The 19,196-nt window shown below is 70.3% G+C and carries 20 protein-coding genes; 6 read left to right on the top strand and 14 right to left on the bottom strand.

Features of this window, described 5'->3' with window-relative positions; all coding sequences use genetic code 11:
• The first annotated feature begins 29 nt into the window (after nt 1-29).
• Together ACZ6TI_RS41845 and ACZ6TI_RS41840 are read left to right on the top strand one after the other, a co-directional pair.
• Nucleotides 30-680, top strand: a complete 651-nt coding sequence (locus tag ACZ6TI_RS41845) for a DNA alkylation repair protein (protein ID WP_465350836.1) — start codon at nt 30-32, stop codon at nt 678-680.
• A 74-nt stretch (nt 681-754) separates the two neighbouring features.
• Nucleotides 755-1,462, top strand: a complete 708-nt coding sequence (locus ACZ6TI_RS41840) for an ArsR/SmtB family transcription factor (RefSeq protein ID WP_465350835.1) — start codon at nt 755-757, stop codon at nt 1,460-1,462.
• On the opposite strand, the gene ACZ6TI_RS41835 is transcribed toward ACZ6TI_RS41840, so the two are convergent.
• Nucleotides 1,425-2,030: a LysE family transporter gene (locus ACZ6TI_RS41835; protein ID WP_465350834.1), complete on the bottom strand. Its 606-nt coding sequence runs from the start codon at nt 2,028-2,030 to the stop codon at nt 1,425-1,427. The genes ACZ6TI_RS41840 and ACZ6TI_RS41835 overlap by 38 nt on opposite strands.
• A gap of 370 nt (nt 2,031-2,400) precedes the next feature.
• On the opposite strand from ACZ6TI_RS41835, the gene ACZ6TI_RS41830 reads away from it, so the two are divergent.
• Nucleotides 2,401-3,144 carry a histidine phosphatase family protein gene (locus ACZ6TI_RS41830; RefSeq protein ID WP_465350833.1) on the top strand — a complete coding sequence of 248 codons (744 nt, stop codon included), beginning with the start codon at nt 2,401-2,403 and terminating at the stop codon, nt 3,142-3,144.
• 109 nt (nt 3,145-3,253) lie between these two features.
• Here ACZ6TI_RS41830 and ACZ6TI_RS41825 read toward each other — a convergent pair whose 3' ends face one another.
• The 9 genes from ACZ6TI_RS41825 to ACZ6TI_RS41785 are packed head-to-tail and all read right to left on the bottom strand — an operon-like array spanning nt 3,254 to nt 10,461.
• Complete coding sequence (locus tag ACZ6TI_RS41825) at nt 3,254-3,979, bottom strand: maleylpyruvate isomerase family mycothiol-dependent enzyme (RefSeq protein ID WP_465350832.1); 726 nt, start codon at nt 3,977-3,979, stop codon at nt 3,254-3,256.
• Nucleotides 3,980-4,016: 37 nt separating this feature from the next.
• Nucleotides 4,017-4,409: a metal-sulfur cluster assembly factor gene (locus tag ACZ6TI_RS41820; RefSeq protein ID WP_465350831.1), complete on the bottom strand. Its 393-nt coding sequence runs from the start codon at nt 4,407-4,409 to the stop codon at nt 4,017-4,019.
• On the bottom strand, nt 4,406-4,855 hold the full coding sequence (gene sufU / locus ACZ6TI_RS41815; protein ID WP_465350904.1) for a Fe-S cluster assembly sulfur transfer protein SufU: 450 nt from the start codon (nt 4,853-4,855) through the stop codon (nt 4,406-4,408). Before sufU ends, ACZ6TI_RS41820 begins: the two co-directional genes overlap by 4 nt.
• Nucleotides 4,852-6,069 carry a cysteine desulfurase gene (locus tag ACZ6TI_RS41810; RefSeq protein WP_465350830.1) on the bottom strand — a complete coding sequence of 406 codons (1,218 nt, stop codon included), beginning with the start codon at nt 6,067-6,069 and terminating at the stop codon, nt 4,852-4,854. The genes sufU and ACZ6TI_RS41810 overlap by 4 nt, the downstream gene beginning before the upstream one ends.
• A 2-nt stretch (nt 6,070-6,071) precedes the next feature.
• Nucleotides 6,072-6,830, bottom strand: coding sequence for a Fe-S cluster assembly ATPase SufC (gene sufC / locus ACZ6TI_RS41805; protein WP_465350829.1), 759 nt, complete (start codon nt 6,828-6,830; stop codon nt 6,072-6,074).
• Nucleotides 6,827-7,159 (bottom strand): non-heme iron oxygenase ferredoxin subunit, encoded by a 333-nt coding sequence (locus tag ACZ6TI_RS41800; RefSeq protein ID WP_465350828.1) that lies wholly within the window; start codon nt 7,157-7,159, stop codon nt 6,827-6,829. The genes sufC and ACZ6TI_RS41800 overlap by 4 nt, the downstream gene beginning before the upstream one ends.
• Nucleotides 7,156-8,286: a Fe-S cluster assembly protein SufD gene (sufD, locus tag ACZ6TI_RS41795; RefSeq protein WP_465350827.1), complete on the bottom strand. Its 1,131-nt coding sequence runs from the start codon at nt 8,284-8,286 to the stop codon at nt 7,156-7,158. Before sufD ends, ACZ6TI_RS41800 begins: the two co-directional genes overlap by 4 nt.
• Nucleotides 8,287-8,323: 37 nt before the next feature.
• Entirely contained in the window at nt 8,324-9,745 is a 1,422-nt protein-coding gene (gene sufB, locus ACZ6TI_RS41790; RefSeq protein ID WP_465350826.1) for a Fe-S cluster assembly protein SufB, read from the bottom strand.
• Nucleotides 9,742-10,461, bottom strand: coding sequence for a helix-turn-helix transcriptional regulator (locus ACZ6TI_RS41785; protein WP_465350825.1), 720 nt, complete (start codon nt 10,459-10,461; stop codon nt 9,742-9,744). Before ACZ6TI_RS41785 ends, sufB begins: the two co-directional genes overlap by 4 nt.
• A gap of 105 nt (nt 10,462-10,566) precedes the next feature.
• Here ACZ6TI_RS41785 and ACZ6TI_RS41780 point away from each other — a divergent pair, with 105 nt between their 5' ends.
• The gene (locus tag ACZ6TI_RS41780; protein ID WP_465350824.1) at nt 10,567-11,499 is read left to right on the top strand and encodes a COX15/CtaA family protein; all 933 of its coding nucleotides are present in this window, start codon (nt 10,567-10,569) and stop codon (nt 11,497-11,499) included.
• Nucleotides 11,500-11,720: 221 nt separating this feature from the next.
• Here ACZ6TI_RS41780 and ACZ6TI_RS41775 read toward each other — a convergent pair whose 3' ends face one another.
• The 4 genes from ACZ6TI_RS41775 to ACZ6TI_RS41760 all read right to left on the bottom strand — a co-directional run bounded on the left by ACZ6TI_RS41775 (nt 11,721) and on the right by ACZ6TI_RS41760 (nt 15,581).
• On the bottom strand, nt 11,721-12,884 hold the full coding sequence (locus ACZ6TI_RS41775) for a DMT family transporter (protein WP_465350823.1): 1,164 nt from the start codon (nt 12,882-12,884) through the stop codon (nt 11,721-11,723).
• A 250-nt stretch (nt 12,885-13,134) separates the two neighbouring features.
• Nucleotides 13,135-14,040, bottom strand: coding sequence for an ATP-grasp domain-containing protein (locus tag ACZ6TI_RS41770; protein ID WP_465350822.1), 906 nt, complete (start codon nt 14,038-14,040; stop codon nt 13,135-13,137).
• A 57-nt stretch (nt 14,041-14,097) separates the two neighbouring features.
• Nucleotides 14,098-14,391 carry a hypothetical protein gene (locus ACZ6TI_RS41765; RefSeq protein ID WP_465350821.1) on the bottom strand — a complete coding sequence of 98 codons (294 nt, stop codon included), beginning with the start codon at nt 14,389-14,391 and terminating at the stop codon, nt 14,098-14,100.
• Between the two features lie 227 nt (nt 14,392-14,618).
• On the bottom strand, nt 14,619-15,581 hold the full coding sequence (locus ACZ6TI_RS41760; protein WP_465350820.1) for a heme o synthase: 963 nt from the start codon (nt 15,579-15,581) through the stop codon (nt 14,619-14,621).
• A gap of 236 nt (nt 15,582-15,817) precedes the next feature.
• Here ACZ6TI_RS41760 and tkt point away from each other — a divergent pair, with 236 nt between their 5' ends.
• Together tkt and tal are read left to right on the top strand one after the other, a co-directional pair.
• On the top strand, nt 15,818-17,956 hold the full coding sequence (tkt, locus tag ACZ6TI_RS41755; protein ID WP_465350819.1) for a transketolase: 2,139 nt from the start codon (nt 15,818-15,820) through the stop codon (nt 17,954-17,956).
• A gap of 14 nt (nt 17,957-17,970) precedes the next feature.
• Nucleotides 17,971-19,110: a transaldolase gene (gene tal, locus ACZ6TI_RS41750; RefSeq protein WP_465350818.1), complete on the top strand. Its 1,140-nt coding sequence runs from the start codon at nt 17,971-17,973 to the stop codon at nt 19,108-19,110.
• The last annotated feature ends 86 nt before the right edge of the window (nt 19,111-19,196 follow it).

Raw genomic sequence — 19,196 nt, 5'->3', positions numbered from 1 at the left:
CGAGAGCCTACGGTGGCATGATCTGCGGCATGAGTGACCTGCTGGATCGGGTGGTGCCGGCGTTCGAGGCGGCCCGCGACCCGGTGCGCGCGGAGGGCCAGGCGGCCTACATGCGCGACCAGTTCAAGTATCTCGGCCTGACCATGCCGCAGGTGCGCACGCTGGCGAAACGGCTGTTGAAGGGCGCCCCGCGCCCGCCCGGCGATCTCGTGCTGCGGTGCTGGGCGATGCCCGAGCGGGAATACCAGTACTTCGCGGTCGAGGTGCTGCGCGCACATCCGCCGGAACCCGAACAGCTCGACGTGCTGCGCGAGCTGATCACCACGAAGCCGTGGTGGGACACGGTCGATCCGCTGGCCACCCGGGTGGTCGGCGATCTGGTGCGCAAGCACCGCGAACTCGACCGGGTGATGGACGAGTGGTCCGGCGACGAGAACATGTGGCTGGTCCGCACGGCGATCCTGCACCAGCTGCACTGGGGCGCGGCGACCGAGGAGGAACGGCTGTTCGGTTACTGCACCAGCCAGGCCGGGCATCGCGACTTCTTCATCCGCAAGGCGATCGGCTGGGCGCTGCGGCACTATGCCCGGACCGCTCCGGAGGCGGTGCGCGGCTACGTCGAAGCCCACCGAGACATCCTGTCCGGCCTGTCGATCCGCGAGGCCACCAAACACCTCTAGCCACGCATCTCGCCGAGCGCGTGGCGACCAAGGTTCGGCGCCAGCCGAACTGTCCTTGCCCTAGCGTGGCAGTCGTGGAGAACGCCGACGTAGCCCGTGCCGCGCACCTGCTGGCCGACCCCTCCCGCGCCGCCATGGTGACGCTGCTGATGGACGGGCGCGCCCATCCCGCCTCCGCGCTCGCCCAGGCGGCCGGCATCGGCCGCCCGGCGGCGAGCTCCCACCTGCAGCAGCTCGTCGCCGCCGGCCTGGTCGAGGTGTTCGCCCAGGGCCGGCACCGCTATCACCGGATCACCCGGCCCGAGGTGGCGCGGGCCATGGAGGCGCTGGCGACCATCGCGCCGCCGCTGCCGATCCGCAGCCTGCGGCAGAGCACCGCCGCACGCCGCCTGGCCGCCGCCCGGACCTGCTATGACCATCTGGCCGGCCGCGCCGGCGTCGCCCTGCACCGGGCGTTGCTGGACCACGAGATCATCACCGGCGCGGGCGCCTACGAGGTCACCGGCCTCGGCCTCGGCAAGCTGGCCGCGCTGAGCGTGGAAGTCCGGCCGCGGCGCAGCTTCGCCCGGGACTGCCTGGACTGGACCGAGCGCACCCCGCACCTGGCCGGCGCGCTGGCCGCCGCCCTGCTCGTCGCCGTGACCGAGCGGGGGTGGGCGGTTCGCCGCGCCGGCCGGGCCGTCGATCTGCCCGGCTGGCACCTTCTGCAGGACGCGCTCGGCTGCCCGGGCGACTGCCACGCACTCAGCTCACCAGCATCTGCACCGCCAGCACGGCGATGACGACGCTCGAGGTCAGCGCGGTGATCAGGCGGCCGCGGCGACCGGTCAGCAGCCGCCCGACCAGCGAGCCACCGCCCGCCACCAGCAGTTGCCAGGACGCCGAGGCGAGAAACGCCCCCACCACGAACCACACGCCGCCGTCATCGCCGCCGCGCCCGAGCACCAGCGCCGCGAAATAGACGACCGTGGCCGGATTCAACAAGGTCAACCCCAGGATCCCCAGGTACGCCCTCAGCACCGTGACCGGCCGCCGGTCCGACTCGTCCACCGGCCGCCGCCCGGCCCGCACCGCGGAGACGGCGGTGACCACGGCCAGCGCCAGCAGGGCGGCGGCCGCGATCCAGCGCAGCGGCGTGGCGATCGGCGAGATCAAGTCGGCGATGGCGGCTCCCCCGACGACGGCGAGCAGCGCATAGATCCCGTCCGCGGTGGCCGCGCCAAGCCCGGCGGCCGCGCCGACGCGCAGCGAAACCCGGGCGCTGAGCCCCACGATGAGCACGCCGATGGCCCCGACGGGCACCGCGATGCCATAGCCGGCGACCGCGCCGGCCAGGAACGCGCCGCTCATGACACGAGTTTGGGGACCGCCGATCCGGGGACGCGCTTCTGCTGTCGCGCGGCCGGACGGCCGGCAGCGACAGGGACGCGGGTCAGCAGATGTGCGATCACGTCGGAGAGCATGCCAACCCGCGCACGCCAAGGCCATCGAATAACCGAGCCGGTGTGCGCGGCCCTGGCGCGGAGATCCGAAGTTCCAGACGCCACCAGCACGGCCGAACCGAAGGGCGCCCGCCGCCGGCGCAGCTGAATCGGAGTGCGCGGGGCCGCCAGCGCAGCCGAACCGGAGAGCCCGCCACCACCAGCACCGCCGAGCCGGAGTGCGGGCCGTCGCCATCGCGATTACCGGGCGGCAACAGCCGGTGGATAAGGTCGCGATCATGAGTGTGGTGTCAGAACTGATCCTCATCCGGCACGGCCAGAGCGCCGCCAACGTCGCCTTCCCGGCGGCCGACGCGAAGGGCCTGCTGGAGTCCGGGCTGACCGGCGCCGACCGGGACGTGGAACTCACCGACCTCGGCGTCGCCCAGGCCACCGCGGTCGGCGCCTGGCTGGCGAAACTCCCCGCCGACCGGGTGCCGGAGATCCCGGTCACCTCGCCCTATCTGCGGGCGCGGGAGACCTGGCGGATCGCCGCCGAGGCGTCGGGGCTGTCTTTCGAGCCGCCGGTCACCGACGAGCGCCTGGTCGACCGGCTGATGGGCGACCTCGAGATGATGACCAGGGCGGCCATCCGCGAGCAATATCCCGACGAGGCCCGCAAGCACGCCGAGATCGACTGGGACTGGACGCCGCCGAACGGCGAGTCCTTCGCCGACATCCGGGTCCGGCTGACGTCGTTTGTCACCGACCTCAACGCGCGGCACGCCGGTCGCCGCGTGGTGGTGGTCGCGCACGACGCGGTGGTGCTGATGATGCGTGCCGTGATCGAGGACCTGGACTGGGACGCCGTGACCGACGTGTCCGAGGACAACAGCGTGCGCAACGCCTCGATCACCGTCTTCGACGGCCGGTCCGGCGCCCTGGTGCTCGACCGTTACAACACCGTCGACCACCTGGCGGACGTGGACCTGCCGGCCGCCGCCCCGCCCGACCAGGCGGCGCCCCCGGACACCGCTGCCTGACCGGCGGCTCAACCGCGGCTCCGGCGGCCTGACCGGCTGGCCAACCCCAGCTCAGACGCGGCCAGACCGACGGACCAACCCCAGCTCAGACGCGGCCAGACCGGCGTTCTCAGTCGGTGTCGGCCCAGGCCAGGATCTGCGGGAAGACCTCCGGATCGCCCTCGATGCGGAGATCTTTCAGGGAGACCCGGCCATAGAGCGCCAGCAACAGGTCGCTAGCGCTGCCGTGCACGGTGGTCACCGGCTCGCCGGAGGCGGCGGGCTCGACCCGCGCGCCGGCCGGGGTCAGGTCGAAGGTCCAGGCCGGGCCCTCGACCGCGGCCAGCGTCACGCGCGCCGGTCGGTGTGGCCACGGGCCCTCGGAGCCCAGGGAGACCACCAGGAACTCGCCGATCGCGTCGACCGCGATGGCGGCCGGCACCGGCGCCGGGTCACCGGCGGCGGACTCCGCGTCCCACGCGTGGACCGCCGCCTCCTGCACCTGGTGGCGGGCCACCGTGCCGGACGTGGACGGCGCGTCGGACGGCTCCCACCAGGTCCAGCAGGGCTTGTCCGGGCCCGCCTCGCGCAGCGCCGCGACCAGCAGCCGGGTCGACTCGGCGGACCACTCGAGCAGGTCTCCCCGCGGCTCGGGCGAGAAGGTCTCGGGCCGCTCGCCGGTGCGCACGATCTCGGCCCAGAACCGGTGCACGCCACCGAGATGCCCGACGAGGTCGGACAGCGTCCACTCGGGACAGCCCGGCACCCGCGCGGACAGATCGGTGGCAGACGAAACGGCCGACCGCAGCGCGGCCGACCGCTCCTCGATCAGTGGCAGGAACTCGTCGAAGGTCATGCCGCAGTTCTAGCAGCGGCGTACGACAAAATTCGGGTCAGACGTTGAAACCGAGCGACCGCAACTGGTCGCGGCCCTCGTCGGTGATCTTGTCGGGGCCCCACGGCGGCAGCCACACCCAGTTGATGCGGAAGTCCTTGACCAGCCCGCCGCCGGGGCCGGTGGTCAGCGCCTGGCGGGTCTGGTCCTCGATCACGTCGGTCAGCGGGCAGGCCGCCGAGGTCAGCGTCATGTCCAGCGTCGCGATGTTGTCGTCGTCCACGAACGTGCCGTAGACCAGGCCGAGGTCGACCACGTTGATGCCGAGCTCGGGGTCGACGACGTCCTTCATCGCCTCTTCGACGTCGGCGATCGCGGCCTTGGAGACCGCCACCTCGGGGGCGGCCGGCTCGGCCGGCGTCTCGACGGATTCCACTGACTGCTCGCTCATGCCTTCACCTCCGGGCTCACGCCCACACCGGCGCGCGCCGCGGCGTCCTTGAACGCCATCCACGGCAGCAACGCACATTTCACCCGGGCCGGATAACGCGCCACTCCGGCGAACGCGATCCCATCCCCCAGCACGTTCTCGTCCGGCTCGACCTGGCCGCGACCCTGCATCAGCTCCACGAACGCCTCGTGGATGCGCGACGCCTCGACGGGCGTCACCCCGCGCAGCAACTCGTAGAGCACCGACGCCGACGCCTGCGAGATCGAGCAGCCCATCCCGTCGTACGAGATGTCGGAGAGATCGTCCGTCACCCGGATCGTGATCTCGTCGCCGCACGTCGGGTTCACGTGGTGCGCCTCGCCCGCGAACGGGTCGCGCAGCCCCCGCCCGTGCGGATGCTTGTAGTGGTCCAGGATGATCTCCTGGTAGAGCTGGTCGGTCATCAGCCGAACACCTTCTTCACCCGCTCGATGCCGGCCGCCATGGCGTCGATCTCCTCGGTCGTGGTGTAGAGGTAGAACGACGCCCTGGTCATCGCCGCCACGCCGAAACGCGCGCACACCGGTCGCGCACAATGATGCCCCACGCGCACCTCAACGCCCAGATCATCGAGAATCTGCCCGACGTCGTGCGGGTGCACGCCGTCGACCCCGAACGACACCGTGCCGCCACGGCCGTCGGGGGTGCCGGGCCCGAAGACGCGCACGCCCTCGATGTCGGCGAGCGTCTTCAGCGCGTACCCGGTGATCTCCTGCTCGTGATCGTGGATCGCGGCCATGCCCAGACCGGAGAGATAGTCCACCGCGGCGCCCAGGCCGATCGCCTCGGCGATCGGCGGGGTGCCGGCCTCGAACCGCGCGGGCGGCGGCGCATAGGTCGTCTTGGCCATCGTGACCGTCTCGATCATCGAACCGCCACCGAGGAACGGCGGCAGGTCGGCAAGCACCGCGGCGCGGCCCCAGAGCACGCCGATGCCGGTCGGGCCGAGCATCTTGTGGCCGGTGAACGCGATCAGGTCGGCGCCCAGCGAGGCCACGTCGATCGGCAGGTGCGGCACCGACTGCGAGCAGTCCAGCAGCACCAGCGCGCCGACCTCGTGCGCCCGGGCGACGATCCGGGAGACGTCGTTGATCGTGCCGAGGATGTTCGACATGTGCACCAGCGAGACGATCTTGGTGCGCGGTGTGATCAGGTCGGTGAGGCCGGACTCGTCGAGGCGGCCGTCGTCGGTGATGCCGAACCAGCGCAGCTTGGCGCCGTTTCGCTCACAGGACAGCTGCCAGGGCACGATGTTCGAGTGGTGCTCCATCTCGGAGATCACCACCTCGTCACCCGGGCCGAGCGGCAGGCTGTGCGCGACGAGGTTGATCGCCTCGGTCGAGTTCTTGGTGAACACGACCTCGTCCGCCGACGCCGCCCCGATGAAAGCGGCCACCTTCGCCCGCGCGTCCTCATAGAGCGTGGTCGACTCGGTCCCCAGCGTGTGCACCGACCGGGACACGTTCGCGTTGGACTCTTCCCAATAAGACCGCATCGCGTCCAGCACCTGCACGGGCTTGTGCGAGGTGTTGGCGCTGTCCAGGTAGACCAGCGGATGCCCGTTGATCTCCCGGCCCAGGATCGGGAAGTCCGCGCGGACGCGGGCGACGTCGAACGTCATGATCAGGCCTTGGTCAGGTAGCGCTCGTAGCCCTCGGCCTCGAGCTGCTCGGCGAGCTCCGGGCCACCCTCCTGGACGATCCGGCCGGCCACGAACACGTGCACGAAGTCCGGCTTGATGTAGCGCAGGATCCGCGTGTAGTGGGTGATCAGCAGCAGGCCGGTCTCGCCGCCGGACCGCACCCGGTTGACCCCCTCGGAGACCACCTTGAGCGCGTCGATGTCCAGGCCGGAGTCGGTCTCGTCGAGGATCGCGACCTTCGGCTTGAGCAGCTCGAGCTGCATGATCTCGTGCCGCTTCTTCTCACCGCCGGAGAAGCCCTCGTTGACGTTGCGCTGGGCGAACGCCGGGTCGATGTGCAGCTTCTCCATGGCGCCGCGCAGCTCGCCGGCCCAGGTGCGCAGCTTCGGCGCCTCGCCGTCGATCGCGGTCTTCGCGGTGCGCAGGAAGTTTGCCACCGACACGCCGGGCACCTCGACCGGGTACTGCATGGCCAGGAAGAGGCCGGCCCGGGCGCGCTGGTCGACGGTCATCGCCAGCACGTCCTCGCCGTCGAGCGAGACCGAGCCGCTGGTGATCTGGTATTTCGGGTGGCCCGCGATGGAGTAGGCCAGCGTGGACTTGCCGGATCCGTTCGGACCCATGATGGCGTGCGTCTCGCCGGCCTTCACGGTCAGGTCGACGCCCGCGAGGATCGGCTTCAGGTCGCCCTCGGGCAGCTTGACCGAAACCTGCAGGTCGCGGATCTCCAGGGTGCTCACGGGTTAACTCCATTACTCGGTGTCGTCGATACGAAGATGTCGCCGTCGCGGATCTCGACGGAGAAGGTCGCCACCGGCTCGGTGGCGGGCAGCCCGGAGGGCTCGCCGGTGCGCAGGTCGAAACGGGAGCCGTGCAGCCAGCACTCGAGCGTGCAGCCGTCGACCTCGCCCTCGGAGAGCTGGATCGAGGCGTGCGAGCATTCGTCGCGGACCGCGTAGAATCGGTCGTCGTCGGCGTGCACGACGGCGATCTCGATGCCCTCTACCTCGGCCGAGATCACCGCGCCCTTCGCGACGTCGTCGACCGGGCCCACCCTGACGAAGCTCATGACCCCGCCTTCACCAACCGAGCCTGGATCGCTTCGCCCAGACGTTCGCGCAGCGGCTCGGACGGAATCTTGTTGATCAGCTCGGCGAAGAAGCCGCGCACCACCAGCTTGCGGGCCTCGCCCTCGGGGATGCCGCGCGCCATCAGGTAGAAGAGCTGCTCGTCATCGAAGCGGCCGGTCGCGCTCGCATGGCCGGCGCCGGCGACCTCGCCGGTCTCGATCTCGAGGTTCGGTACGGAGTCCGCCCGCGCCCCGTCGGTCAGCAGCAGGTTCCGGTTGATCTCGTACGTGTCGGTGCCCGTGGCGGCGGCCCGGATCACCACGTCGCCGACCCAGACGGTGTGCGCCGCCTGGCCCTGCAGCGCGCCGCGGTATCCCACGTAGCTGCGGCAGTCCGGCACCCCGTGGTCGACCAGTTGGCGGTGCTCGAAGTGCTGACCGGCGTCGGCGAAGTACAGACCCCAGAGCTCGGCGTCGCCGCCGCGGCCCGCGTACTCCACGCTCGTGAACTGCCGGACCAGGTCGCCGCCGAGGGCGACCTGCACGTGGCTGACCCGCGAGTCCTTGCCGACCCGGAACTTGACGTGCTGGGCCTGCACGGCGCCCGCGTCCCACTCGGCCAGCGTGACGAAGGTGAGCTGCGCGCTGTCGCCGAGCACGACCTCGATGTTGTCGGCCAGCGTCGCCACGCCGGTCTGCTCGAGCACGAGCGTGACCTTGGCGAAGTTGCCGACCCGCACGAAGGTGCGTGCCGCCGCGGCCGCGCTGCCCTGCCCGACCCGGCGGAGCAGCACCGGCTCGCTCAGCTCGGTCTCCGCAGCGACGTCGATCAGCGTGACGCCGGTCGCGGAGCCGTAGGCCAGGGCGCTGATCCGGTCGAACGGCGTGAGGATGTCCTCGACGGACTCGACGTCCTTGACCGACACGCCGGGCGGCAGCTCGTCGTGCTGCCACTCCGGTGCGGCGCCGGTCAGGGCGGTCGCGGTGATCAGGTCACCGAGCCGCTTGATCGGGGTGAACCGCCACTCCTCTTCGAGCCCGCCGACGCGCGGAAAATCGGCCACGTCGAAGGAGCGCAGCACCTGGGACTTGGTGCTGGGCGGGGCAGCCTTTACCTCGGTAGTCATCTCTTCCTTCGATAATCGTTGCTTGTCAGAAGGGCGGTCAGCCGACCGCTCCCTCCATCTGCAGCTCGATCAGGCGGTTCAGCTCCAGCGCGTATTCCATCGGGAGCTCCTTGGCGATCGGCTCGATGAAGCCACGGACGATCATCGCCATCGCCTCGTCCTCGGTGAGACCACGGCTCATCAGATAGAAGAGCTGGTCGTCACTGATCTTGGAGACGGTCGCCTCGTGCCCCATCGACACGTCGTCCTCGCGGATGTCCACATACGGATATGTGTCCGACCGGGAAATCGTGTCGACCAGCAGCGCGTCGCACTTCACCGTGCTGGCGCTGTGGTGCGAGCCCTCGAGCACCTGCACGAGCCCGCGGTAGGACGTGCGGCCACCGCCCCGCGCGATCGACTTCGAGATGATCGACGAGGAGGTGTGCGGCGCGGCGTGCACCATCTTGGCGCCCGCGTCCTGGTGCTGGCCCTCGCCGGCCATCGCGACGCTGAGCACCTCGCCCTTGGCGTGCGCGCCGGTCATGTAGACCGCCGGGTACTTCATCGTCACCTTGGAGCCAATGTTGCCGTCCACCCACTCCATGGTCGCGCCCTCTTCGCAGGTGGCGCGCTTGGTGACCAGGTTGTAGACGTTGTTCGACCAGTTCTGGATGGTCGTGTAACGGCAGCGGGCGTTCTTCTTCACGATGATCTCGACGACCGCGGAGTGCAGCGAGTCGGACGAGTAGATCGGCGCGGTGCAACCCTCGACGTAGTGCACGTAGGCACCCTCGTCGACGATGATCAGCGTCCGCTCGAACTGGCCCATGTTCTCCGTGTTGATCCGGAAGTAGGCCTGCAGCGGGATGTCCACGTGCACGCCCTTCGGCACGTAGATGAACGAGCCGCCGGACCACACCGACGTGTTCAGCGCGGCGAACTTGTTGTCGCCGACCGGGATCACGGTGCCGAAGTACTCCTTGAAGACGTCCTCGTGCTCACGCAGGGCCGTGTCGGTGTCGAGGAACAGGACACCCTGCTCCTCGAGGTCCTCACGGATCTTGTGATAGACGACCTCGGACTCGTACTGCGCCGCGACACCGGAGACCAGGCGCTGCTTCTCCGCCTCGGGGATGCCGAGCCGGTCGTACGTGTTCTTGATGTCGGCCGGCAGGTCGTCCCAGGTGGCCGCCTGCTTCTCGGTCGAGCGCACGAAGTACTTGATGTTCTGGAAGTCGATCCCGGTGAGGTCGGCGCCCCAGTTGGGCATCGGCTTGCGGTCGAACAGGCGCAGGCCCTTGAGCCGCAGGTCGAGCATCCACTGCGGTTCGCTCTTCAGCGCGGAGATGTTGCGCACCACGGCCTCGGACAGACCACGCAGGGCGGTCGCCCCGGCGGTGTCGGTGTCGGCCCACCCGTATTCGTACTTGCCCAGGGCGGCGAGGTGCTCTTCCTGAGTGACGATTTGGTCGGTCATCTATTTGTCCTAACCGTGGTTGCTATCTCCCGCGTTGGTGCCGGGATGTGCGTGGTGCACACCCCGTCGCCGTGCGCGATGGTGGCGAGACGCTGCACGTGGGTGCCGACGAGCCGCTGGATGACCGCGGTCTCGGCGTCGCACAGCTGGGGGAACTCGGCGGCCACGTGCGCCACCGGGCAGTGGTGCTGACAAAGCTGGCCGCCGGTCGCGATGGTGGTCGCGTTGGCAGCGTATCCTTCCGCGGTCAGCGCCTCGGCGAGCGCCTCCGCCCGCGCGATCGGGTCGGCGCCGGCCTCGAGCATCGCCGCGCGGCACCGCTCCTCGAGCGTCTGCACCTGCGCGGTGGCGAAGGCGGCGACCGCCTCCGGACCGTGCTGCTCGGCGATCCAGCGCAGCGCCGCGGTGGCGATGCCGTCGTAGAAGTGCGGGAAGCCCTCGCGGGCGGTCGCGGTGAGCACGAACGCCTTGGCCGGCCGGCCCCGCCCGCGCGGCCCGGTCGACCGGGCCTCGCGCACCTCGACCAGGCTCTCGGCGAGCATGGCGTCGAGGTGCTTGCGGATCGCCGCCGGGCTGAGCCCGAGCCGGGAGCCGAGCTCGGCCGCGGTCGCCTGGCCGAGCTCCATCAGCAGCTGCATGACCCGGTCACGAGTGCGGCCGTCGGGCGCGGCGGCGGATGCCACCACGTTGCTCCCGGCCTGCGACTCGTATTTCACTACGCCAACGTTACGTATTTCGGAGAGGACCTGCAAACCGCAGGGCCGGTGATCCAGGACACCGCCGGAATTCTCAAGATCAAATGCCCGGGTACGATGCCTGAGGTGACCGTATCGCTCCCCCTGCGCCCTCTGGCCCTGGCGTCCCTGATCGCCAACGCGGCCCTGGTCGTGACCGGTGCGGCGGTCCGGCTCACCGGTTCCGGCCTGGGCTGCCCCACCTGGCCGAGGTGCACCGAGGAGTCATATACGACGACCGCCGCGATGGGCGTGCACGGCGTCATCGAATTCGGCAACCGGCTGCTGGGCATCGCCCTGGCGGTCATCGCGCTGGCCTGCTTCGTCGCAGCGTTGCTGGAGCGCCCCCGCCGCCGCTCGCTGATCCTGCTCTCGCTGGCGATCGGCCTGGGCATCCCCGGCCAGGGCGTGATCGGCGGCATCACGGTCCTGACCGACCTCAACCCGTGGGTGGTCGGCCTGCACTTCCTCCTCTCGATGGGCCTGGTGGCCGGCGCCTACGCCCTGTGGAAGCGCACCTCCGAAGGCGACGCCCCCGCGGTGAGCCTGGTCCCCCTCCCGATCCGCCACCTGGCCCGCCTGACCGCGCTGGTCAGCGCCACGGTGATCGTCCTGGGCGTGATCGTCACCGGCAGCGGCCCGCACGCCGGCGACGAGGACGCCAAACGCAACGGCCTCGACCCCAGCACCATCGCCCAGGCCCACGCCGACCTGGTGTTCCTGCTGATCGGCCTGTCGGTGGCCCTGTGGTTCGCCCTGCGCGCGGTCAACGCCCCACGCACCGCGACCCGAGCCGCGGCGATCCTGATCGGCGTCGAGCTGGCACAGGGCCTGATCGGCTTCGTCCAGTACTTCACCCACCTCCCGGTCCTGCTGGTCGGCGCCCACATGCTCGGCGCCACGCTGGTCTGGATCGCAACGCTGGCCGCCCTCCGCAGCCTCCGCACCCGCCCGGCGATCCCCACGGAACCGACGATCACCGAAACCGAAGACCCCAAGGTCAAGATCTCGCTGTCGTAGCGGGGTGGGTGACCGAGGCCCGCAGCTCCCGCCGAGACCGGCTCGCTGCGCGTCGCCTGCCAGGCCCGTGCCCACTCACCCTCCTCAGCTATCAGTCCCGCCCTCCTCCAACTGGCGGCGAGGAACTGCGCGGCCAACCGGCAGCGAGGTCCACGCGCTTGTGGCTCGCCAGCCATCCACAGGGGACGCCACTCGCCGCAGAAAGTTGTCGCACCGCCGGCCTAATCTGACGCCCACCCAGTGCCGGGGTGGGGGCGGTGGAGGGGCGCGCGAGGAGATCCGCGAGCCCTCGTCCGTGGCAGCGGCCGCGAGGCACGCGAGCAGACTCGCGCCTCCGGTTTGGATCTGCGGGCGGCGCGGCGGGCCGGACCGGCGGCAATGGCGGCACGGGTAGCGGCGGCGGCCTTCGGGGTGGCCGGCCGGGCCGTGAGGATCACGCCGGTGACGATGGCGGCGGCCCCGGCGAACTGGGCCGCGCCGATCTGGTCCCCGAAGGCGAACGCGCCCAGCAGGACGCCGACCAGGGGTTCCAGGTTGAGAAAGGCGCCGGCGACCTCGGCCGTGGTGCGGGCCTGCGCCCAGGTGAACAGCGCATAGGGCACGAGCGTGCCGCCGATCGCCAGACCCGCGAGCGCGACAAGCGGCTGAACGCCCGGTGATTCCGTCGGCGATCCCTCGGTGAGCACAGCGACGGGAAGCGCGAGCAATGCACCGGCGAGCAACTGCACGGCAGTAACCGCAAGCGGATCACGACCGGCGGATCGGTCGCGCAGAGCGGGCCGAACCGGGCGGGGTGGGCCACCCAGGAGAGCGGGCCGGGCGGCTAGGAGGGCGGGCTGGGCGACCAGGAAGGCGGCGTTCAGGAGCAGTGAGCCCAGCACCAGCGCGTCGCCGGTCGGGTCTGCGGCGCCGCCGCCGTCCACGCCGATCCAGATCACGCCGGCCAGCGCCACCGCCAACCCCAGCCAGGTGGTCACCGCCGGGCCGTGAGCGGGAGCGGGGCGACGTCGCGTCGCGCGGCGGCTGATGGCGGCCAATGCGGCCACCAGGATCGGGATGGTGCCGACCAGCAACGCGGCGTGGCTGACGCTGGTGCGGGCGACGCCCAGGTTCTGCAGTGTGAAGACCGCGCCGTAACCCACCGCACCCCAGGCGACCACCGCCGGGCTCGACGCCGCACGCAGGCGGCCCGGGCCGCCGGAAGCAGACCGGCCTCGGAGCGACAGCGCCAGCGCCAGGGGCAGGCCGGCCAGGGTCAGGCGGACGACCGTCAGCCACGCCGGGCCGAAGGCCTCCAGCGCCACCTTCGTCAGCGGGACGGTGGTGCCCCAGAGCAGGCCGGACGCCACGAGGGCGAGCAGCGTGCGGCCTCGGTCGATGCGCATATGGGACATCGTGGGGCGGCCGGCGCGACACGCCGGCACCAGGTGGCGGCTGACGCTCCGAGTTCAGGTGAACGGCCGTCACCCGCGCCGAGGCCGGACTAATCCGTCCGGGGTTGGGGCGCGACCCCTCACTCAGGTCGCCGGGTGGGCGCATCGCTGTGGACGCGGAGCGGCCAGATGGGGCCGCCCGGTCCTCGGCGTGAGCAGCGGTCCGCACCATCCACCCCGCTACGACAGTGGGCTCTTGAACTCAGAGACGTTTCTGGATCGCGGCGGCCAGGCGGTCGGCGGAGCCTTCGGCATAGGTCCAGAACAGGGACGGCTCGGTGAGTTCCACCTCGACCAGCAGGGGTGAGCCGGTCGGGCCGGGTATCACGTCGATGCGGGCATAGAGCAGGCGGTCCGTGCCGCCGGGGATCGCGGCCAGGACCCGGTCGCCCACCGCCAGTTCGGCCTCGGACGGCTCGCGCGGGCTGATGTCCTCGGCGTATTCGGCTTCCTTGTCGCCCAGGTCCGGGCCGGTGAGCAGCGCGCCCTTGCGGATCGCGTGGCTGAAGCCGAGCCGGCCGTCGGCGCCCGGAGTGTAGAGCAGCGCGGTCTCGCCGTCGGCGTCCACGGCGCTCAGATAGGGCTGCACCATCGCGGTGCGGCCGGCCGCGTTCAGGCGCTTGATGTGGTCGACGGCCAGCTCGCCCTCGTCGGGGAAGGCGTAGCGGCCGCTGTCCTTGCTGCCGGCGCTGATCGTCGGCTTGACCACCCACTCGCCGGTGCTGCCGGGCCGGTACGTGTCGCCGGGCTCGACGAACGTCGTGGGCGTCACCGGCACCCCGGCCGCGGCAAGCTCGCGCAGGTAGTGCTTGTCGGTGTTCCACTCGACGAGGTCCACCGGATTCGCCAGGTGGGGCACGGCGCGCGCCCAGCTCAGGAACTCGTCGCGGCGGCCCGGGTAGTCCCAGGTCGAGCGGAGCACGGCGAGGTCGTAGACCGTCCAGTCGGCGGACGGGTCGTCCCAGCTGACCGCGTCGACCGCGACGCCGCGGGCGCGCAGGGCGTCGCGCAGCAGGAACTCGTCCTCGTAGAGGTCGGGGAACAGGTCACAGGTGACGAGAGCGACCCGGGAGCTCTCCCGGGTCGCTGCGGTGGGTTCTCGGGTCATGTCCTGCATCAGATCAGCGCGCCGGGCGGGGCGCGTGGGTGGGGTCGGGGTCAGGTATCAGCGGGCCATGCTCCTGCGGGACATGGAACGCCAGAGGTCGTTGCTGGGTCGCATCTGCTCCATCAGCTCGCGCTCCCACTCGTTCTCCACCTGCACACCCGCGGCGTCGCAAGCCTTGCGGGCGGTGTCGGTGCCGTCGGCGAACTGGTCGGACCACTCGCCGTCCTCGCCGACCAGGACGATGCGTGCGCCCCGCTTGCCGACGTACTCGATGACCGCCTTCGCTCCGCCGTGCTCGCCGGCGAACGACTTGATGCCCGCGGTCAGATTCGTATCGGAACCTTCTGCCATGACGGGCAGCCTAAGCAGATGTGACCGCCATGCAAGTAACCCTGGCCGTCATTTGTGATGCCAATTACCTGCGGGTTTACCAGAATCACGCGTAGTTATATCAGTATATTGTCCGAATTGCGACCCGTCCCAGGTTCCATCGAAAGCCTTACCGATGATCACCGTTATAACGGGAAAGTCCGACATGCTGTGCGACATTCTTCGCAGGTCAGCAGCGCGGTCCGGGGTCAGATCAGGGCGTCTATGGCGACGGCGATGAAGAGGATCGTCAGGTACGTCGTGGACCAGTGGAACAGCCGCATGGGGCGCAGCGGCTTGCCCGCCCGGGACCGGCCCACCAGACGCACCGCCTCGAGCATGAAGAGCGCGCCGACGACCAGCGCCGTGCCGCCGTAGATCGGGCCCAGCCCGAGCGGCCAGGCGGCCAGCGAGGCGACCACGGTGAGGACGGTGAACAGCAGGATCTCGCGGTTCACCCGGCTCGCCGAGCGGACCACCGGCAGCATCGGAATGCCGGCCCGGGCATAGTCGTCCTTGTACTTGATGGCCAATGCGTAGAAATGCGGCATCTGCCAAAAGAAGACAACTGCGAAAAGCGCCCAGCCCAGGGCGGACACCGAACCGGTCACCGCGGCCCAGCCGATGATCACCGGAGCGGCGCCGCAGATGCCACCCCAGAAGGTGTTCTGCGGGGTGCGGCGCTTGAGCCACAGCGTGTAAACGACGTCGTAGTAGACGATCGCCGCCGCGGTCAGCACGGTCGCCAGCCAGTTGGTGAACACGGCCATCAGCACCAGCGAGAACGCCGCCAGGGCGAAGCCGAAGATCAGCACGGCCCGCGGGGTCACGCTGTGCGCGGGCAGCGGGCGCCGCTTGGTGCGCCGCATCAGCTCGTCGATGTCGCGGTCGATGTAGCAGTTCAGCGCACTCGCCGCGCCGGCCGCCGTCGCGCCTCCGACCAGCACGATCAGCATCAGACCGAGATCCGGCAGGCCACCGGCGGCCAGCATCATGGCCGGCACGGTGGTGACCAGCAGCAGTTCGACGATGCGCGGCTTGGTCAGAGCCACATAGGCGCCGATCACCCCGCGAACGCTCCGCCTGGTCCCCGATGTGTCCCGCGTGTCGGTCGCAGCGGCCCGGAGACCGGGCGACCGCCCCTGGACGGGACGCTCGGTGATCATGCTCACGGACAGCCACCTTCCGGCATCGGCGCAAGTGCAAAACGGCCGTTGCCGGGGTCGACCGGCGGCACGCTCGGACAGCCTACGCGCAGCCTGCGACGCTGCCCGGGCGACCCGGCCGGGGTGCACGGCGTCACAGGATTGAACTGTCCTGTCCGCTCTCAGCGTATGGGCCTGTGCCGTTCGCCGGGCGGGGGTTTACCGGCACTGGATAGGGTCAACTTCAAAGGGTTCCGTAAACCATGCCCGAGGAGCACACCGACGTGGCTGCCAAGTTTCCTGCTCTGAACTGGTCCGACCTCGACAAGCGGGCGGTCGACACCGTCCGGGTGCTGGCCATGGACGCCGTCGAGAAGGCCGGCAACGGCCACCCGGGCACCGCCATGAGCCTCGCGCCGGCCGCATATCTGCTGTTCAACCGCGTGATGCGGCACGATCCGACGGATCCCGAGTGGGCCGGGCGCGACCGCTTCGTGCTCTCCTGTGGTCACTCGAGCCTCACCCTCTACATTCAGCTCTATCTCTCCGGCTTCGGCCTGGCGCTGGACGACCTGGCCTCGCTGCGCCAGTGGGACTCGCTGACCCCCGGCCACCCGGAGTTCGGGCACACCCCGGGCGTCGAGGTGACCACCGGCCCGCTCGGCCAGGGCGTCGGCAACGCGGTCGGGATGGCGATGGCCGCCCGCCGCGAGCGTGGCCTGTTCGACGCGGACGCCGCCCCGGGCGCGTCGCCGTTCGACCACCACATCTTCGCGATCTGCTCGGACGGCGACATCGAAGAGGGCGTCAGCCACGAGTCCAGCGCCGTCGCCGCGGTGCAGAAGCTCGGTAACCTCACGGTGATCTACGACGACAACGAGATCTCCATCGAGGACGACACCAAGATCGCCAAGAACGAGGACGTCGGCGCGCGCTACGCGGCGTACGGCTGGCATGTCCAGCACGTCGACTGGCGCACCGCGGACGGCTACGAGGAGGACGTCGAGGCGCTCTGGACCGCGATCCAGACCGCCAAGGCGGAGACCGACAAGCCGTCGTTCATCGTGCTCAAGACGATCATCGGCTGGCCCGCGCCGAACAAGCAGAACACCGGCAAGATCCACGGCTCCGCGCTGGGCGGCGACGAGGTGGCCGCCACCAAGGAGCTGCTCGGCTTCGACCCCAACGAGACCTTCACGGTGGACGAGAAGGTGCTGGAGCACGCCCGCCAGGTGGTGACGCGGGGCCGCGAGGAGCACGCCGAGTGGCAGAAGTCGTTCGACGCCTGGTCGGCCGCCAACACCGACGCGCACAAGCTGTGGGACCGGCTCTACAAGCGCGCGCTGCCCGAGGGCTGGGAGGCGTCGCTGCCCGAGTTCCCGGCGGACGAGAAGGGCCTCGCCACCCGGGCCGCGTCCGGCAAGGTGCTCGACGCGCTGGCGCCGGTGCTGCCCGAGCTGTGGGGCGGCTCGGCCGACCTGGCCGAGTCCAACAACACCACGATGAAGGGCGAGCCGTCGTTCATCCCGTCGGAATACGCGACCAAGGCGTTCCCGGGCAACGAGTACGGCCGCACCCTGCACTTCGGCATCCGCGAGCACGGCATGGGCTCGATCCTGAACGGCATCGTCACGCATGGCGGCACCCGCCCGTACGGCGGCACCTTCCTGGTGTTCAGTGACTACATGCGCGGCGCCGTGCGGCTGTCCGCCCTGATGAAGCTGCCGGTTATCTACGTGTGGACGCACGACTCCATCGGCCTCGGCGAGGACGGCCCGACGCACCAGCCGATCGAGACCCTGTCCGCCCTGCGCGCCATCGTCGGCCTCGACGTGGTCCGCCCGGCCGACGCCAACGAGACGGCCTGGGCCTGGCGTGGCGCGCTCGAGCACACCGACCGGCCGACCGGCCTGGCGCTCAGCCGGCAGAACCTGCCCACCATCGACCGCTCGAAGTACGCGAGCGCCGAGGGCACGCTCAAGGGCGGTTACATCCTGTCCGAGGCGTCCGTCGGCGAGCCCCAGGTGATCCTCATCGGCACCGGCTCCGAGGTGTCGCTCTGCCTCACCGCACAGGAGCGCCTCGAGGCCGCGGGCACCCCGACCCGGGTGGTCTCGATGCCGTGCCTCGAGTGGTTCACCGATCAGAGCACGGCATACCAGCAGTCGGTGCTGCCCCGTTCGGTCAAGGCGCGGGTCACCGTCGAGGCGGGCATCCGGATGAGCTGGGACCGCATCCTGGGCGAGGCCGGCGAGGCGGTCAGCATCGAGCACTACGGCGCCAGCGCGCCCGCCAAGATCCTGTTCGAGCAGTTCGGCTTCACCGCGGACAACGTGGTGGCCAAGGCCAACGCCGCCCTCGCCAAGGTCGGCGAAATCACCGGTCACAAGACCGGAAACTGAGGAGTAGAACAGCTATGACCGACCGACTGGCCGAACTCTCCGCCGCAGGCGTGGCGGTGTGGCTCGACGACCTCTCCCGCGTGCGGCTGCACACCGGCTCGCTCGACAAGATGCGCACCGATCAGCACGTTGTCGGCGTGACCACCAACCCGACGATCTTCGCCAAGGCGCTGTCCGAGGCGGCGAACTACGACGAGCAGCTCAAGGACCTGGCCGCTCAGGGCGTCACCGTCGAGGAGGCGGTCCGGCTGCTCACGTCGTACGACGTGCGGTGGGCCTGTGACGTGATGAAGCCGGCCTACGACTCGTCCGCTGGCGTGGACGGCCGGGTCTCCATCGAGGTGGACCCGCGTTCGGCGCACGAGACCGACAAGACGCAGGCCGAGGCCAAGACGCTGTGGTGGCTGGTGGACCGGCCCAACCTCTACATCAAGATCCCGGCGACCCAGGCCGGCCTGCCGGCGATCACCGCCACGCTGGCCGCGGGCATCAGCGTGAACGTGACGCTGATCTTCTCGCTGGAGCGCTACCGCGCCGTGATGGACGCCTTCCTGGACGGTCTGGAGCAGGCCAAGGCCAACGGTCACGACCTGCCGGCGATCGGCTCGGTGGCGTCGTTCTTCGTGTCCCGGGTGGACACCGAGATCGACAAGCGTCTCGACAAGATCGGCACCGAGGAGGCCAAGGCGCTCAAGGGCAAGGCCGCGATCGCCAACGCGCAATTGGCATACAAGGCCTATGCCGAGGTCTTCGCCACCGACCGCTGGCAGGCGCTGGCCGACGCCGGCGCGCACCCGCAGCGTCCGCTGTGGGCCTCGACCGGCACCAAGAACCCGGCGTACAAGGACACCATCTACGTCGAGGAGCTGATCGCGCCCGGCACGGTGAACACCATGCCGGAGGCCGTGATCAAGGCGTTCGAGGACCACGGCGACACCCGTGGCGACACGGTCACCGGTTCGTACGCGCATGCCGAGAAGGTCATGGCGGACATCGCGGCGGTCGGCGTCGACCTCGAGGACGTGTTCCGGGTGCTCGAGGACGAGGGTGTCGAGAAGTTCGAGGCCAGCTGGGGCGAACTGCTCGAGGACGTGAAGAAGTCGCTGGACGCGGCGAAGGCCGGCTCGCCGAACCCGAGCGACGCGGCAGCCTGACGGTCTCGGGGGGGGGGGGGGGGGGGGGGGGGGGGGGGGGGGGGAGAGACGGGGGGGGGGGGGGGGGGGGGGGGGGGGGGGGCTGG

This window comes from Actinoplanes sp. NPDC051388 (assembly GCF_055586225.1).
This window is presented reverse-complemented; position numbering and strand designations above follow the sequence as displayed.

Coding starts and splice junctions, on each gene's coding strand:
- ACZ6TI_RS41845 (WP_465350836.1), top strand. CDS start 30: ATGAGTGACCTGCTGGATCGGGTGGTGCCGGCGTTCGAGGCGGCCCGC.
- ACZ6TI_RS41835 (WP_465350834.1), bottom strand. CDS start 2,030: ATGAGCGGCGCGTTCCTGGCCGGCGCGGTCGCCGGCTATGGCATCGCG.
- ACZ6TI_RS41830 (WP_465350833.1), top strand. CDS start 2,401: ATGAGTGTGGTGTCAGAACTGATCCTCATCCGGCACGGCCAGAGCGCC.
- ACZ6TI_RS41825 (WP_465350832.1), bottom strand. CDS start 3,979: ATGACCTTCGACGAGTTCCTGCCACTGATCGAGGAGCGGTCGGCCGCG.
- ACZ6TI_RS41820 (WP_465350831.1), bottom strand. CDS start 4,409: ATGAGCGAGCAGTCAGTGGAATCCGTCGAGACGCCGGCCGAGCCGGCC.
- ACZ6TI_RS41810 (WP_465350830.1), bottom strand. CDS start 6,069: ATGACGTTCGACGTCGCCCGCGTCCGCGCGGACTTCCCGATCCTGGGC.
- ACZ6TI_RS41800 (WP_465350828.1), bottom strand. CDS start 7,159: ATGAGCTTCGTCAGGGTGGGCCCGGTCGACGACGTCGCGAAGGGCGCG.
- sufD (WP_465350827.1), bottom strand. CDS start 8,286: ATGACTACCGAGGTAAAGGCTGCCCCGCCCAGCACCAAGTCCCAGGTG.
- sufB (WP_465350826.1), bottom strand. CDS start 9,745: ATGACCGACCAAATCGTCACTCAGGAAGAGCACCTCGCCGCCCTGGGC.
- ACZ6TI_RS41775 (WP_465350823.1), bottom strand. CDS start 12,884: ATGCGCATCGACCGAGGCCGCACGCTGCTCGCCCTCGTGGCGTCCGGC.
- ACZ6TI_RS41770 (WP_465350822.1), bottom strand. CDS start 14,040: ATGACCCGAGAACCCACCGCAGCGACCCGGGAGAGCTCCCGGGTCGCT.
- ACZ6TI_RS41765 (WP_465350821.1), bottom strand. CDS start 14,391: ATGGCAGAAGGTTCCGATACGAATCTGACCGCGGGCATCAAGTCGTTC.
- tkt (WP_465350819.1), top strand. CDS start 15,818: ATGCCCGAGGAGCACACCGACGTGGCTGCCAAGTTTCCTGCTCTGAAC.
- tal (WP_465350818.1), top strand. CDS start 17,971: ATGACCGACCGACTGGCCGAACTCTCCGCCGCAGGCGTGGCGGTGTGG.